We start from the raw sequence: 14,556 nt of genomic DNA, 5'->3' as shown, positions 1-14,556 counted from the left end.
GTTTTCCGCCTAAAAGGCGGGAAACGGGCAAAAAACACACACATAACGGGAGAAGCGTGTCTGAATCTTTGATTTTTTGTCGACTCAAACCGCGATTGGCGATAATCGGCAGTTATTCAGACCTTCCCTAGCACTTTTGCTGTACGCCATGACGTATATCCGACAGACTCAAGCGGTACAAATTCGTCTGGAACGAATTTGAGTGTCAGCCTGAAATGTGAGGCGCAAGGATGCGCTGAACAACGTCGCGTGCCTTACCTTGGGAGGTCTGGTGGTCTGCTAGGGCGCTATCGGGGTCGAGAGGCGACGGGAGGGAGTATTAGGCGAGGTCTAAATAATCGCTGATTTTCGCTGGCCTTGATTTTAGTCGGCCTAAATCAAAGATTGAGACGCTATTTTTCCGTTATTGGCGTTTTTTGCCTATTTCCGCCATGTCGGCGAAAACAGTCGCACTGGCCCTACGCCAGCAGGTATTTTTCACCGATCAGCAGATTGCTGAACGCGGCCAGCAAATTTCATCTTCAACTGCCTCCAGGGAATCAGCTTGTCATCCGCTTAAGAAAGATCTCACGACGGGTCTTCTTGCGCTTCTTGGTTTGGTACTCGGCTTCGGAAAAGGTGATTTGATCCATGGTGGCAACGAATCCTGTTGTGAGCAGGGACAGGATTATCGCTCATTTCGTGAGTTATTCAGAGTGTCCATAAAAAATATCTTTATTTTATTGAATGACTACCTTTTAGTAGGTAAGGTGTTGTCATATTCATTACTAATAAAGGTCAAAAATGAAAATCTACGAAACCGAAGGCTTTCCCAACCCGCTACGCGTCCGTATTGCCCTTGCCGAGAAAGGTGCTACCGACAAAGTGGTGTTTGTCCCGGTGGATGTCATGGGTGGTGAACACCGTACCAGTGATTTCAGGGCAAAGAACCCCGATGCCACCGTACCGGTACTGGAGCTTGATGATGGCACCTGCATTGCACAGTGCAACGCCATCACTGAGTACCTGGACGGTGTGTTTGACGGGCCCTCCCTAACGGGCGCCTCGCCTAAAGAGCGTGCGGTTATCGCGATGATGAATATTCGTGCCGAATCCGGTTTGATGAATGCGGTGGGCGCGTATTTCCACCATGCAACCCAGGGCCTGGGACCCGACCTCGAGACATGGCAATGCCCTGACTGGGGCAATAAGCAGAAGGAGGTCGCTCAGTCCACGATGGCCTACCTCAACGAGGTTCTTGCGGAAAACGAGTTTCTTGCTGGTGACCGTTTCACTGTTGCGGATATCACGACTTATGCCGGGATGGTGTTTGCAGAATTTGCCAAGGTTGACATTCCCGATCATCTCGATCATCTCCTCGCCTGGCGTGCCCGGGTCGCGGCCCGTCCGTCGATTACCGGCTGATGCCAGGGGCTTTTGGCTTGGCAGACTGATTAACCGGAGGACAGAGCATGGAAATCAATGCAGACTTTACAAAGCCCGTGGTCATTGACACCGACCAGCTTGAGTGGCGCCCTTCACCTATGAAAGGGGTGGAGCGGCGAATGCTGGATCGTATCGGTGGCGAAGTGGCCCGTGCTACCAGTATTGTGCGGTATGCGCCAGGCAGTCGGTTTTCGGCGCACACGCATGACGGTGGTGAAGAATTCATCGTACTTGACGGTGTGTTTCAGGACGAACATGGGGATTATCCGGCGGGAACCTATGTGCGGAATCCGCCAACCACGTCTCATGTGCCTGGTTCTGACGAGGGATGTACGATTTTCGTCAAGCTCTGGCAGTTTAATCCAGCGGACCGTACTCAGTTCAGCAAAAACATGGAAGCGGAACTGGGTGCTCCGGTGGAAGGCATTTCCACCTCGCTCCTGCACGAGGACGAGCGTGAAACGGTCACTTACCGCAAGCTTGAGCCCGGTGCTACCTTAACATCAGACGCGGCTGGCGGGATCGAGGTGTTGGTCCTGGACGGCGATGTCGCGGTAAACGATGATGTGCTGGGCAGGAATGCCTGGCTGCGCCTGCCTGAAGGAGAAGCATTATCCGCAACGGCCGGAGCCCATGGGGCGGAAATCTGGATTAAGACAGGGCACCTTCAGTTTGTCAGGACCCCCGAAGTTTAACTGGTGGGAGTCTGAACATTCTGTACCGGTAAGGAGCCCAAAGGGCTTGATCAAGGGAAGGAATCTCAACCTTCCCCTGATCAAGGTACCATACTAGGTAACTGCCTGAGTGAACGACGTCAACCTTTGACTAATTATGAACCGTGACACAAGAACCGCCCTGTTAGACTTCGCAGAGCGCACCGCCCGATCAAGAGGGTTTGACGGGTTCAGCTATGCGGATCTCGCGAAGGCCATCGGCATCAGAAAGGCTTCCATTCATTATCACTTTCCGACCAAGGCGGACTTGTCGGAGCGTTTGATCGAGCGGTATCACACCAGCCTGAAAGAGCGGCTGGCTGAAATAGAGGCGGCTTGTCCCAGCGCTGGCGCACGCCTAAGTGCTCTCATCGCTGTGTACCGGGGTGCCCTGCATGACGGCCAGACTGTCTGCCTGTGCGTTGCCTTTTCAATCTGTCGAGAAAGCCTGCCCGAGGCGGTTGTTAACCGGGTGGGTAGCGTTCGGACAATGGTGCTGGACTGGATCAGGGCAACCTTTGAACGGGGCCTGAGGGATGGATCAATCTCGTCCATTTCTGATCCTGCACAAGAAGCCTGCGCAACCCTGGCCATGCTGGAAGGCGCCCATCTGGCGGCGCGCACCGTAGAAGATCCCGCTCCGTTTGATGCGGCTACACAACTTTTAAGGGCTCGCTGCCAAAGTGCTTCGGAAGGGAACAACACTGGCGTTTGAATGGCAATGAATGAGACACGACAAAAAGTCACGACATTAACCTTTCATCAGGAGGTGCAACATGACCACTCACAACCTGCCAAGATTTGATAGCAATTCGTTACGCTACAGAGCACTCGGAAACTCGGGCTTGTTCGTCTCCGAACTCTGCCTGGGCACCATGACCTTTGGCGGTGATGAAGGCATCTGGGGCCTGATCGGGCAATTGCAGCAGGAACAGGCCGACGAACTGGTGAAGATCGCCCTGGAAGCCGGTATCAACTTCATCGATACGGCCAACATCTATGGCTTGGGTGCCAGCGAACGCATCGTTGGCCAATCCCTGAAAAACCTCGGTGTCCGCCGGGAAGATGTCGTGTTGGCCACCAAAGTGCTCGGCCCCATGGGCGAGGGCCCCAATGCCCGTGGTGCTTCCCGAGGCCACATCATGAGCGAATGCAAGGCGAGCCTGGCGCGATTGCAGACCGACTATATTGATCTGTACCAGATCCATGGCTTTGATCCGGCCACCCCGATCGAAGAAACCCTGGAGGCACTGAACACCCTCGTGCAACAGGGCCATGTGCGTTATGTGGGCTTGTCTAACTGGGCCGCCTGGCAGGTCATGAAGGCCATCGGTATCACCCGGGCCCGCAACCTGTGCCCGGTCGCGTCTCTGCAGGCGTACTACACCCTGGTGGGGCGCGACCTGGAACGGGAGGTGATCCCCATGTTGGCGTCGGAAAAGGTCGGGTTGATGGTGTGGAGCCCGCTGGCCGGCGGTTACCTGTCCGGCAAATACGAGGGTCCGGACGTGTCCGAGGACAACCGGCGCGCCAAATTGGACTTCCCGCCGATTAACCGAGAACGGGGCAGAGAGGTTATCAAGGTCATGCGGGAGGTGGCTGACGGAAAACAGATTGACGGCGAACCCGTCACCATGGCCCAGATCGCGCTAGCGTGGCTGCTGCACCAGAAGCCTGTATCCAGTGTTATTGTTGGTGCCAAGCGACCAGATCAGCTGAAAGCCAATATCCGGGCCGCACGGATCCGATTGTCTGATGGCGAGCGTAAAGCCCTGGACGAGGCGAGTCGTATCCCGGAGGAGTACCCGGGCTGGATGATGAGCATGATGGCTGGGTACCGCGAGCAAGGCGAATCATAAAGGTCGCTATTTTATTGATGAGGAATACCCATGACGCCAACACAGACACAAGATCTTTCTCTAACGGAACACCACGACCAGTATGACGCAATCGCTCCAACCTCTACGCTTTCAGGCACCGCCTCTGGCAAAATTGTCCTCATAATGGGTGCCTCAAGGGGAATTGGTAGGGAAACGGCGATATGCTTCGCTAAAGCAGGAGCCAAAGCCATTTATCTGACAGCACGCTCTGAGCAGTCGCTGGTGGAAACACAAGACTTAGTCTTTCAGGCAAATTCCGATACTCGGTGCGCTTATTCCATCTGCGACGTCACCAATGCGGCACAGGTTGACGCTGCGGTATCAGCTTGTGTAGAACAATTTGGCGGCATTGATCTAGTTGATGCGAATGCAGGGCATCTTGAACGGTGGGCTAAAATCGGTGAGTCTGATCCAGAGAGCTGGTGGCATACTTGGGAGGTCAATATCCAAGGAACCTATCATATCATACGGTATTCTATTCCCCACCTCATTCAATCTGCAAAAAAGTGGGCAGACATAGGAGGCAGCGGCGGTCATTTGGTTCTACTGTCGTCTGTCGGGGCTCAGCGAGTTGCGCCTACCGCATCCAGTTATCAGACATCCAAGCATGCCATCAATCGCCTTTGTGAGTTTGTGGATGTTGATCATGGTGAGGATGGTGTCAAATGCTTTGCCCTTCATCCAGGCGGCGTTGCTACAGAACTTGCTCGAAACATGCCTGAGGATAGGCACTCCTTTCTGATCGACAGTCCGGAGCTGTCAGCCGCCTTTCTAGTCTGGCTGGCGTCAGGAAGGGCAGATTGGGCACGAGGGCGCTATCTGAGTGCTAATTGGGATGTGGATGAGCTTACCTCGCTCAAAGAGGAAATCCTGCGAGACGACTTATTGGTCAATCGCCTCCAGACTGGTATGCAATAAGTAATGCTAGGTGTGTAAACAACCAACTTTTGGGGGGCGGGAAAGAAAAGTATGCTTGCTATCTTTTTACATCATTACATACAATCAACAATGTTTGTATCCGTTTCCTCAACTCAAGGAATGAGCCATGATGCCGTTCGCCAAACATCCCAGCATCCGCAAAGGCATATTTTGCAAAGCTGCGCTGTCGTTTGTATTGTCTTCCAGTTTACTACCGATGGCCGTGGCCGCTGAGGATAATACGCTTTCCCTTAAGTTCGAAAACGATCTATTTGCCAGTAGTGATGATGGTCACTTTACCAGTGGCTTTGAGCTGAACTGGATGTTTAAGCCTGAGCCGCAAAGCTGGATGCAGCGTTTAGCCACGGCGTTGCCGGATGGGCTCATTAGCCAGGCAGATCGCGCCTCTTACCGTTTGATACACCAAATTTACACGCCCGATGTCATTAAGCGTCGCGATCTTATTGAAGATGATCGCCCATACGCTGGTTTAATATATGGTGGTGTATCGCTTTATGAAGATAAGCCAGTAGGCCGTTGGCAGCAGGCAACGGATCTGCATTTGGACGTTGGCTTAGTAGGGCCTTCCTCTCAAGCAGATAGCATTCAGCAAGAGGTTCACCGCCTAACAGACAGTGATCGCCCACGTGGCTGGCGAAACCAGTTGGACGATGAGCCTATTATCAATTTTACGATGCGGCGTCAGTGGTGGCACGATACCCCCTTGGCTGGCAAGCAGTTTTCTCATGGCCCCAGCGTCGGGGCAGCACTTGGCAATCTCTATACTTATGCCAGTGCAGGTTATAGCGTGCGCTGGGGAGATGATGCACAGGGAGTTCCGACGCTGACCCCCAATCCCGGCAGTCGTCATCAGATCCATGGCAACAGCGGTTGGCAATGGTATCTGTTCGCCAACATGGAAGGATATTACATGGCGCAAAATCTGACACTTGACGGTAATACTTTCCAAGATAGTCACTCGGTCGACCGCAAGGAATGGGTAGGCGATATTTCAGGTGGGTTGGCGCTCGCCTGGGAAGACTGGCAGGTCACCTATGCAGCCGTGGCGCGCTCTCGGGAGTTTGATGGTCAGGAGGAGTCGGATAAATTCGGTGCGGTGACGCTCTCGAAGCGTTTTTAAGTCAAGTTTAGCCCTATAGGGGTCGCTTTTGGATGGACATCATGGAACCTGCGGGCGGCCTATCGAGCCGCCCGCAGGTTTTTTTGTGGTGGCTAAAGTGGTGATGGTTAATTGATGGTGGCGTGTTGACATCCTCGGCCCGGATTATTACTATAATGCAAATAAAAATCTATATCATTAATATTTGCTCCGGGATCTGTTTATCATGCGAAACGCTTTTTTCTCTATGCGTTGCCTTTCCAGCGCAGTTGCCATGGCATCAATATTTGGCACGCCGACGCTTGTCGTCGCCCAACAAAACCCCTCCGCCAACGATGTAGAGTTAGAGGCGATGCAAGTGGTCGCCACCGCTGTGGATGCCATGGGCTATATCGAAGCCGAAAAACAGCCCAGCGTCGGCAAGCTGGATGTGCCGCTCAACGAGCAGCCGTTTTCGCTCTCGGTGGTGGATGAGCAGTTTATGCAAGATACCGGCAGTAAAACGATTCAGGATGCGCTGCTCTATACGCCTGGCGTGTATGCGGGTAACTTCGGTTTCGATACGCGAATTGACGGTGCCACCGTGCGTGGCGTTGATGCCGGGCGCTATCTGGATGGCCTGCGCCAGATTTACGGCTCTTACAACTCGGTGCGCACTAACCCTTACGCGCTGGAAAGCGTGGAAGTGCTGAAAGGGCCGTCTTCCATGCTTTACGGCCAGGCTGACTTGGGGGGTATCATCAACGGTGTTTCCAAGCTGCCCGAAGAAGAGCGTAGCGGGGAAGTGTGGGCGCAGTACGGCTCTAACAACCGCAAGCAGCTGGCGTTTGACGTAACCGGGGCGGCAGACGAGGACGGGAAACTGCTGTATCGCCTGGTCGGCCTCAAGCGCGACAGTGATACCCAGGTCGACCACGTGGAAGACGACGGCTATGTGGTTTCGCCATCGCTGACCTGGCGGCCTAGCGACGACACGGAAATTACCCTGCTGGTCAATCGCCAGGAGAACAAGGGCCAGGTGTCGGCGCAGTTCCTGCCCCAGGCTGGCACGCTGGAGCCGGGATCCCAGGGCTTTATCGGCTCGGAGCGTTTTGTCGGCGAGCCGGGCTGGGATCGTTACGACCGCGAGAAAACCGAAACGACGTTGTTTTTCGACCATCAACTGAACCGCGACTGGGCTTTTTCGGCCACCGCACGTTACACCGATTCCAGCACCGAAACCCGCGAGCACTGGGTGGATATTGGCACCCAGCCGGATGCCAATGGGGAGGTCTCGCGGACGATCTATACTGCCGATGCCGAAACCCAAATTTTTAACCTTGACGCCCGTCTGGAAGGGGAATTTGCTCTGGGTGATACCAAGCACAACCTGATTGCTGGTATTGATCGCCAAGACGCCACTTGGGAGCAGGATAACTATTCATCGGTAGCGGGAGGCGGTGGCACCATTAATATTTATGACCCGCAATATGGCAACTTGCAGTTGGATTCGCTTGACCCTTCAGACCGGCCGGGCAACGAGATTGACCAAGTCGGCATTTATTTGGCCGATCATATCGAAGTCGGTCCGGTGGTGGTTTCCGCTGGGTTGCGTCACGACTGGGCTGAAAACCGTCAGGTAGCGGTTGCGGGCAGCGATACAGTGAGCGATGAAGAGGCCACCACCGGGCGTCTGGGCTTGATGTACCAATTTGATAACGGCATCTCGCCCTATGTGAGCTACTCCGAAGCGTTTGCGATGAACTTGGGTAACGATGGTGCGTCGGAAGGCGGTACGTTAGACCCCACCACTGGCGAGCAAGAAGAGGTGGGCATCAAGTACCTGTCACCGGATAAATCGCTGTCGGTCAGTGCGGCGTATTTTGACATTAGCGAAGAAAACCGCATTGCAGAGGGCGCAACCCCCGGTGGAGTGACACAAACCGGTGCCGTCATTGATGGCTGGGAGTTGCAAATCAACAAGCGCTGGCAGGACTTTGAAACCCAGCTGGGCTACACCAATATGAATGCCGATGATGAAAGCACCGGCGAGCGGCTACCATACGTGGCGGAAAAGCAGGCGTCCTGGTGGAACAAGCTTTATCTGGGGAATAACTGGCGATTTGGTGCCGGGGTTCGCTACATCGGTGACAACGTAGGCTCGGGTGGTGCGCCCAAGGTGCCGTCCGAGACCCTGGTTGACGCCATGATCGGGTATACCGTCGGACAGTGGGATCTAAGCCTGGATGCCAAAAACCTGACTGACGAAGAGTTTATCTCCTGGTGCCGTTATGAGGGCGGCGACTGTGGCTATGGCGAGAGACGCAACGTGACGGCCAACGTACGTTACCGATTTTAATTCCTGACGTTCAGCGCATTGAAAGGACAAAAGGGACGGCTACGCCGTCCCTTTTGCGTTAGCCATGAGGCTTTTTAACCAGAATGGCCACCAACCTGCGCACAATGGGTAACACCAGGTTAATGACCGGCAGCGCGACGGCAAAGGCAAACAGCCACGCTTTGAGCCAGATCATCACAATCCCGTCAATAAAGCCGATGTTGTATAGCGTAATCACCAGCGACATCACACATGACATGAACAGCGCCATCAAAAAGGTAAACAGCAACTGGCTATATTTTGGGTCAATCATCGTGCGCCCCTTCACACTGCGTATCAGGCCAGGACTCAACTCAAAACGGCCCGCGTGGGCCGTTCGTGATTAAGGTGGAGCACTATTATTGCTTGTCTTGGGTACGCAGTTCAAAGTCGCTGGCGTCGTGGCGCTCATGTAACTGCTCATGGGGTTCGCCCCAGGTGCGGTTGACCATGCGGCCCCGTTTGACGGCCGGGCGCTCATCGATCTCTTCGGTCCAGCGAATGACATTTTTGTAGGTGTGGGCTTCAAGGAACTCAGCCGCCTCGTAAACCCGGTTTTTGACCAGTGCGCCGTACCAGGGGTATATCGCCATGTCGGCAATGGTGTATTCATCGCCTGCAATGAAGCGGTTTTCGGCCAGGTGGCGGTCGAGTACATCAAGCTGGCGCTTTACTTCCATGGTGTAGCGATCGATCGGATACTGATAGCTCTCCGGTGCGTACGCGTAAAAGTGGCCGAAGCCGCCACCGAGTAGCGGCGCGCTGCCCATTTGCCAGAATAACCAGGACAAGCACTCGGTGCGTTTTGCCGGGTCAGTGGGCAGGAAGGCGTTAAATTTCTCGGCCAGATAAAGCAGGATGGCGCCGGATTCAAATACGCGCTGGGGCGGGTTAACGCTGTGATCCATCAGCGCGGGAATTTTCGAGTTGGGATTCACTTCGACAAAACCGCTGCTGAATTGGTCGCCTTCACCAATCTGGATCAGGTGGGCATCATACTCAGCGCCCTCAATGCCTTTCTCCAGCAACTCTTCGAGCATCACGGTGACTTTCACCCCGTTGGGGGTGGCCAGTGAATAAAGCTGTAGGGGATGTTTACCAACCGGCAACGGTTTGTCATGCGTTGCGCCCGCGACAGGGCGGTTAATGTTGGCAAATTTGCCGCCGTTGCCGGGTTCCCATTGCCATACGCGTGGTGGGGTGTAGGTGTCTTCGCTCATCGTTCCCTCCTGTTAAAGGAAGCCACCGCACCAAATGATGCGGTGGCTGATGGTTCGCTGACTATCGACCTTATACCACTGTCAGTGTGACGTCGATATTACCGCGCGTTGCATTGGAGTAGGGGCAGACAACGTGGGCCTTATCGACCAGCATTTGCGCCACGTCTTTTTCAAGGCCGGGCAGGCTGATTTCGAGTTCCACTTCAATGCCAAAACCGGTCGGAATAGCCCCAATGCCAACGTGGCCGTTAATTTGGGTATCGTCTGGCAGCTTGACTTTTTCTTGGCTGGCAACGTGTTTAAGGGCGCCTAAAAAGCAGGCTGAGTAACCTGCTGCAAAAAGCTGTTCGGGATTGGTGCCGTCGCCGCCGGGGCCGCCCAGTTCTTTGGGCGTGCTTAGCTTGACGCTCAACGCGCCGTCCGACGATTTGGCATGACCCTCGCGGCCGCCGGTAGCGGTGGCGTGGGCACGGTAGGCAATGGTTTCAATCGACATCGTCAATACTCCCTGAATAATTCGATAAGTAGGGTTTACCCAGCTTGTACACATCATGGACGTGATCAATAGGTTAGTGCAGCTTTAGTTTGTGCGCAAGGTAAATGAGGGAGCGCTGTGTAGCCGGACTGGCGATAGGCTGATTACTGGGACTGCTGCAGTTTATCTCGAAGTTTGACCAGGTCGTCCTTGAGCTGGGTGAGTGCCTCAATGGACTGCTCGCTAGCATTGACCACGCAGCTGGGGATGTGGCGCGCCTGCTCGCGCATTGCGCGTCCTCGATCGGTTAGAAAAAGCTCCACGACCCGCTCATCCTGGCAGCTACGCTGCCTGATCAGTAGCTGATCGGCTTCAAGCCGTTTAAGCAGCGGCGTGACCGAGCCAGGGTCAGTGAGTAAGCGCTTGCTCAATGTGCTGACGGTAATGCCGTCTTCCTGCCAGAGCACCAGCATTGCAAGGTATTGGGGGTAGGTAAGCCCCAGTTCTTTAAGCAGCGGCTTATAGACCTTGGTCATCATCAGGGACGTGGAGTAAAGCGCGAAACAAAGCTGGTTATCGAGTTCCAGTTCGCTACAGGTCGGGGCGTCGGCCATGAAGGCTCCGTAACAAAATGCGTGACCTTAATGTAGCGTGATCCACCGTGGAGTGGCTAGCGCTCTATACCTTGGTCGCAATTTACCTGTTTCGCTTTGACACCGTGATGGCAGATGGCTAGCCTTCGCTTAACCAATGTTACCGGTAACAAAGCGTCGATAATCGTCGTGGCCGGCAACGTTCACTCGGTGGCGATGCCATTCATCCGCTATCAATCATCATTATCAACAACAATGATCTGTATGGAGATACGTCATGACTGCAATTTGGCGCAACACACTGACTCTGGTTGGCGCAACAACCCTGACACTGGGCATGGCCCATGCCCAAAGCCCCGAACTTTCCGATCCGCCTGAAATCGATGGCGATAAGGTGGGCGACCATGGCTCCCATACGCTGCGTATGGGTATCGGCCTATCGGAAAACTCGCCGCAGTACATTTCCAGCCAGTATTTCGGTGAGATTCTCGAAAAGCGCACCGATGGGCGTATCACCGTCAATGTCTTCCCCAACAGCCAGTTGGGTGACGACGTCCAGATGCTCGAAATGCTGCAAACCGGCACGCTGGACATGACCTACCCGTCCAGCTCTGCAGCCACGGGCTATGTTGAAGAACTCGCCGTGTTTGACCTGCCGTTTTTGCTGCCCAGCCGTGAAGCGGCGATTGAGGTCCTGCAAAGCGATGTGGCACTGGAACTGCTGGAAGGCTTTGAAGGTTCTGGCCTGAAGCCGCTGGCTTTTTCTGAGAATGGCTATCGCCAGCTTTCCAACAGCGCTCGTCCGGTTGAAACGCCGGAAGATGTTGCTGGCCTTGATGTGCGTGGCCTGAGCGTACGCACCATGGAAAACCCGGTGCATCTGGACATCTGGGAAACGCTGGGCGCCAACCCTACGCCCATGGCGTTTGGCGAGCTTTTCTCGGCGATGGAGCAAGGCGTTGTCGATGGCCAGGAAAACCCCTGGAGCACCATCCTGACGTCCAACTTTCACGAAGTTCAGGATTACGGTACCGAAACCCGTCACGTTTACACGCCGTTTATCATGATGCTTTCCGAACGCACCTGGGACAGCATGGCACCTGAGTACCAGGAGCTGGTGATGGAAGCGGCGCGTCAATCGGCCGAGTAAGAAATTCAGCTGTCGGCGGAGTACGATACGTGGTCGCGGGAGCAGCTTGAAGAGCGTGGTATGCAAATCACTCGCCTCAATGACGAGCAGTTGGAAGCCTTCCAGGAAGCGGTGCAGCCGGTATACGAAGAGTGGGCGCCGCGCATTGGCGAAGAGCTGATTCAAGACATTCAAGCGATTGTCGACGACAGCACCGAATAACCCTCGCCTTTGTTGGTGATCGGGCAGGCCCATTGGCCTGCCCGAGTTGTCAGTATCTCCGGAGTTATCATGACCACTTCCCAGACGACTACGCTTGACGATCCCGTGATCGAAGATCCTTCGGTGTATCTGGATGATCCCAATCGCAAACAGTTAGAACTTCACACTGACACCGCCCAAGGCCCCGCTGTGTTTCGCTGGCTAACCCTGGGCATGGAGTATCTGATCGGCGCTATTCTGGTCGCGCTGATTGCGTCTGTTTCCTGCAATGTGGTGGGTCGTGCGGTGTTTAATCATTCGCTGCCCTGGGCGGATGAACTGGCGCGTATGCTCTTTATCTGGTTGGTGTTCATCGGGGCCGCAGCCGCCTTTGCGCGCTATGAACATATTGCGGTAGACGCCTTGGTACGCCGTCTGCCCATGCGTTTTGCCCATCTGCTTTATTTTATTCAGCATTTGATTATTACCGCCTTGATGGGCGTGATGTTAGTTGGCGGGTACCAAGTCATCGCGAACTCCAGTGGCCGCTCGGCGATTTTGAATGTGCCATTGAGTCTGTTGAGTTTGTCACTGGTGCTGTGCGTTTTATTTATCGCCGTGGTGTCGCTATGGCGGATGTGGGTGAGTCTTTGCATCATTCGCCAGCCAGAAAAGGGGGCCTGAGCCATGTTGTGGATTTTTCTGGGTATCTTATTGATTTCTATTGTGCTGGGCCTGCCGATTGCCTTTGGCTTAGGGGTTGCCGCGGTGGTAATGGCGGTGCTCTCGGATATTCCCCTGTCGATCATGATCGAGCAGTCGATTCGAGGAGTGAACAGCTTTCCGCTGCTGGCGATTCCCTTCTTCATTCTGGTGGGGGAGGTGATGAGCCAGGGGGGCATCGCACGTCGCCTGATGGAACTGGCCGGGGCGCTGGTCGGCTTTATGCGCGGTGGCCTGGGCCAGGTCGCAATCACCGGCTCGATGTTCTTTGGCGGTATCAGCGGTTCGGCAGTGGCCGATACCGCTGCTACCGGGGCCATGATGATCCCGTCGATGAAACAGCAGGGCTACACTGCCGCTAACGCCACGGCGATTAACACCGTGTCTTCGGTAATCGGCATTATCATTCCACCCTCCATTCCGCTGATTCTCTACGGTATTGTGACCGAAACCTCGATCAGCCGTCTGTTCATTGCCGGTATCGTCCCGGGGATCATGATCGGCTTTGCACTCATGGTGACCACTTTCATTCTGGCGAGTAAGCAGGGCGGTGGGGTGCGAAAGTTCCGTTGGGATGCCCTCTGGAAAGCTTTTAAAGATGCCTGGCTGGCGCTGGTACTTCCGGTCATTGTGATTGGCGGTATTATTGGCGGTATCTTTACGGCCACTGAAGCAGCCGTTGCCGCATTACTCTACGCGCTGGCGATTTCCCTGCTGGTGTATCGTGAGTTCAGCATCAAGGCCCTGGGCGGCATGTTGATCCGCACGGCTCGCCTAACCGGCATGGTGATGATGCTGCTGGCGTTTGCCACCGTGATTGCCTGGTTCCTGACCATCAACATGGTTCCGCAAACCCTGGTGTCTCAAGTGCAGTCGATCACCCAGGATCCTTTCTTGCTATTGTTGATTGTGGCTGCTTTGCTGTTGGTGGTGGGCTTTGTGATGGATCTGACGCCCGCCATGGTGATCATGGCGCCGATGCTGGCACCGATCGTCACCTCCGTAGGGGTGGATGAGGTCTACTTCGGCGTGCTGATGGCCTTTATTCTCGGGGTGGGCCTGCTGACACCGCCGGTTGGCACCTGCCTGTATGTAGGGTGCGGGGTTGGTAAGGTCTCCATGGAGTCATTAGTGCGTGCGATGCTGCCGTACTATGCTGCGCTACTGGTGGTGCTGGTAATATTGATCGCTTTCCCGGGCGTGGTCACCTGGTTACCGGATCTCACCGCTGTGCGCGGCAATTAAACAGGAGCGTCAGTATGGAAAGTGCTTCTCAGCGCATTCTGGTGATGGGCGTGTCCGGTTCGGGTAAGTCTCATATTGGACAGGCGTTGGCGGCCTCCCTGGGGGCGACCTTCATAGACGGCGATGATCATCATTCACCCGCCAATGTGGCCAAGATGGCCAGCGGAACCCCGCTTAACGATGATGATCGCCGGGAATGGCTGGACACGCTTGCTGGCCTGTTTGCCGAGTACTACCGAGCGGACCGCTCGGTAGTGATTGCCTGTTCGGGCCTTAAAAAACGCTACCGTGACCGCCTGCGCGTGGGAGATCCGGGGCTGCGTATACTCTACCTGGAAGGCAGTCGTGATCTTCTGCGTGAGCGGCTCACCACACGGGCGGGTCACTTTTTCAAGGGCGATACAATGCTGGCAAGCCAGTTGGCCGACCTGGAACCTCCAGATCCGTCAGAGGCAGTTAGCCTCTCGATTGCGTTAAACCCTCATCAGATTGTGCACGACTTCCTGGCCACACTGCCTCCCTCAACCGAGCCCCCCTACTAAGCGGGTATCGCTCTGG

Annotated in this window: 14 protein-coding genes and 1 pseudogene; 11 read left to right on the top strand and 4 right to left on the bottom strand. The window is 54.9% G+C overall.

Going from position 1 to position 14,556, the window contains the following annotated elements; translation table 11 throughout:
- The first annotated feature begins 783 nt into the window (after positions 1-783).
- From NH395_RS08655 to NH395_RS08625, 7 genes are all read left to right on the top strand, one after another.
- On the top strand, positions 784-1,404 hold the full coding sequence (locus NH395_RS08655) for a glutathione S-transferase (RefSeq protein WP_199283719.1): 621 nt from the start codon (positions 784-786) through the stop codon (positions 1,402-1,404).
- A gap of 47 nt (positions 1,405-1,451) precedes the next feature.
- Complete coding sequence (locus tag NH395_RS08650; protein ID WP_199283718.1) at positions 1,452-2,120, top strand: cupin domain-containing protein; 669 nt, start codon at positions 1,452-1,454, stop codon at positions 2,118-2,120.
- Between the two features lie 136 nt (positions 2,121-2,256).
- Positions 2,257-2,853, top strand: coding sequence for a TetR/AcrR family transcriptional regulator (locus tag NH395_RS08645; RefSeq protein ID WP_199283717.1), 597 nt, complete (start codon positions 2,257-2,259; stop codon positions 2,851-2,853).
- Between the two features lie 61 nt (positions 2,854-2,914).
- Positions 2,915-3,997, top strand: coding sequence for an aldo/keto reductase (locus NH395_RS08640; protein WP_199283716.1), 1,083 nt, complete (start codon positions 2,915-2,917; stop codon positions 3,995-3,997).
- 30 nt (positions 3,998-4,027) lie between these two features.
- Positions 4,028-4,936 (top strand): SDR family oxidoreductase, encoded by a 909-nt coding sequence (locus tag NH395_RS08635; RefSeq protein WP_199283715.1) that lies wholly within the window; start codon positions 4,028-4,030, stop codon positions 4,934-4,936.
- A gap of 127 nt (positions 4,937-5,063) precedes the next feature.
- The gene (locus NH395_RS08630) at positions 5,064-6,077 is read left to right on the top strand and encodes a lipid A deacylase LpxR family protein (RefSeq protein WP_325073157.1); all 1,014 of its coding nucleotides are present in this window, start codon (positions 5,064-5,066) and stop codon (positions 6,075-6,077) included.
- A gap of 253 nt (positions 6,078-6,330) precedes the next feature.
- Complete coding sequence (locus NH395_RS08625) at positions 6,331-8,394, top strand: TonB-dependent siderophore receptor (RefSeq protein WP_253024022.1); 2,064 nt, start codon at positions 6,331-6,333, stop codon at positions 8,392-8,394.
- A 58-nt stretch (positions 8,395-8,452) separates the two neighbouring features.
- On the opposite strand, the gene NH395_RS08620 is transcribed toward NH395_RS08625, so the two are convergent.
- The 4 genes from NH395_RS08620 to NH395_RS08605 form a co-directional block, all read right to left on the bottom strand.
- Entirely contained in the window at positions 8,453-8,686 is a 234-nt protein-coding gene (locus NH395_RS08620) for a DUF2798 domain-containing protein (protein ID WP_066318722.1), read from the bottom strand.
- 85 nt (positions 8,687-8,771) lie between these two features.
- Positions 8,772-9,632: a glutathione-dependent disulfide-bond oxidoreductase gene (gene yghU, locus NH395_RS08615; protein WP_199283713.1), complete on the bottom strand. Its 861-nt coding sequence runs from the start codon at positions 9,630-9,632 to the stop codon at positions 8,772-8,774.
- Between the two features lie 70 nt (positions 9,633-9,702).
- Entirely contained in the window at positions 9,703-10,128 is a 426-nt protein-coding gene (locus tag NH395_RS08610; protein WP_066318718.1) for an organic hydroperoxide resistance protein, read from the bottom strand.
- A 143-nt stretch (positions 10,129-10,271) separates the two neighbouring features.
- On the bottom strand, positions 10,272-10,721 hold the full coding sequence (locus tag NH395_RS08605) for a MarR family transcriptional regulator (RefSeq protein ID WP_066318717.1): 450 nt from the start codon (positions 10,719-10,721) through the stop codon (positions 10,272-10,274).
- A gap of 256 nt (positions 10,722-10,977) precedes the next feature.
- Here NH395_RS08605 and NH395_RS08600 point away from each other — a divergent pair.
- The 4 genes and pseudogenes from NH395_RS08600 to NH395_RS08585 all read left to right on the top strand — a co-directional run bounded on the left by NH395_RS08600 (position 10,978) and on the right by NH395_RS08585 (position 14,540).
- Positions 10,978-12,051, top strand: a pseudogene (locus tag NH395_RS08600) (TRAP transporter substrate-binding protein).
- Between the two features lie 69 nt (positions 12,052-12,120).
- Positions 12,121-12,714: a TRAP transporter small permease gene (locus NH395_RS08595; protein WP_199283711.1), complete on the top strand. Its 594-nt coding sequence runs from the start codon at positions 12,121-12,123 to the stop codon at positions 12,712-12,714.
- 3 nt (positions 12,715-12,717) lie between these two features.
- Complete coding sequence (locus tag NH395_RS08590; protein ID WP_253024020.1) at positions 12,718-13,998, top strand: TRAP transporter large permease; 1,281 nt, start codon at positions 12,718-12,720, stop codon at positions 13,996-13,998.
- Positions 13,999-14,012: 14 nt separating this feature from the next.
- The gene (locus tag NH395_RS08585; RefSeq protein ID WP_253024018.1) at positions 14,013-14,540 is read left to right on the top strand and encodes a gluconokinase; all 528 of its coding nucleotides are present in this window, start codon (positions 14,013-14,015) and stop codon (positions 14,538-14,540) included.
- The last annotated feature ends 16 nt before the right edge of the window (positions 14,541-14,556 follow it).

The sequence above is a fragment of the Halomonas sp. Mc5H-6 genome (assembly GCF_024124705.1).
Taxonomy (GTDB): Bacteria; Pseudomonadota; Gammaproteobacteria; order Pseudomonadales; family Halomonadaceae; genus Vreelandella; species Vreelandella subterranea.
Note: the sequence above shows the minus strand (reverse complement) of the source record. Positions and strands in the feature narration are given on the sequence as shown.

What these genes read in the sequence shown, in the direction of transcription:
- NH395_RS08655 (WP_199283719.1), top strand. Translation starts at nt 784, where the DNA reads ATGAAAATCTACGAAACCGAAGGCTTTCCCAACCCGCTACGCGTCCGT.
- NH395_RS08610 (WP_066318718.1), bottom strand. Translation starts at nt 10,128, where the DNA reads ATGTCGATTGAAACCATTGCCTACCGTGCCCACGCCACCGCTACCGGC.
- NH395_RS08595 (WP_199283711.1), top strand. Translation starts at nt 12,121, where the DNA reads ATGACCACTTCCCAGACGACTACGCTTGACGATCCCGTGATCGAAGAT.
- NH395_RS08605 (WP_066318717.1), bottom strand. Translation starts at nt 10,721, where the DNA reads ATGGCCGACGCCCCGACCTGTAGCGAACTGGAACTCGATAACCAGCTT.
- NH395_RS08625 (WP_253024022.1), top strand. Translation starts at nt 6,331, where the DNA reads ATGGCATCAATATTTGGCACGCCGACGCTTGTCGTCGCCCAACAAAAC.
- NH395_RS08640 (WP_199283716.1), top strand. Translation starts at nt 2,915, where the DNA reads ATGACCACTCACAACCTGCCAAGATTTGATAGCAATTCGTTACGCTAC.
- NH395_RS08630 (WP_325073157.1), top strand. Translation starts at nt 5,064, where the DNA reads ATGATGCCGTTCGCCAAACATCCCAGCATCCGCAAAGGCATATTTTGC.
- NH395_RS08645 (WP_199283717.1), top strand. Translation starts at nt 2,257, where the DNA reads ATGAACCGTGACACAAGAACCGCCCTGTTAGACTTCGCAGAGCGCACC.
- NH395_RS08635 (WP_199283715.1), top strand. Translation starts at nt 4,028, where the DNA reads ATGACGCCAACACAGACACAAGATCTTTCTCTAACGGAACACCACGAC.
- NH395_RS08650 (WP_199283718.1), top strand. Translation starts at nt 1,452, where the DNA reads ATGGAAATCAATGCAGACTTTACAAAGCCCGTGGTCATTGACACCGAC.
- NH395_RS08620 (WP_066318722.1), bottom strand. Translation starts at nt 8,686, where the DNA reads ATGATTGACCCAAAATATAGCCAGTTGCTGTTTACCTTTTTGATGGCG.
- NH395_RS08590 (WP_253024020.1), top strand. Translation starts at nt 12,718, where the DNA reads ATGTTGTGGATTTTTCTGGGTATCTTATTGATTTCTATTGTGCTGGGC.
- NH395_RS08585 (WP_253024018.1), top strand. Translation starts at nt 14,013, where the DNA reads ATGGAAAGTGCTTCTCAGCGCATTCTGGTGATGGGCGTGTCCGGTTCG.
- yghU (WP_199283713.1), bottom strand. Translation starts at nt 9,632, where the DNA reads ATGAGCGAAGACACCTACACCCCACCACGCGTATGGCAATGGGAACCC.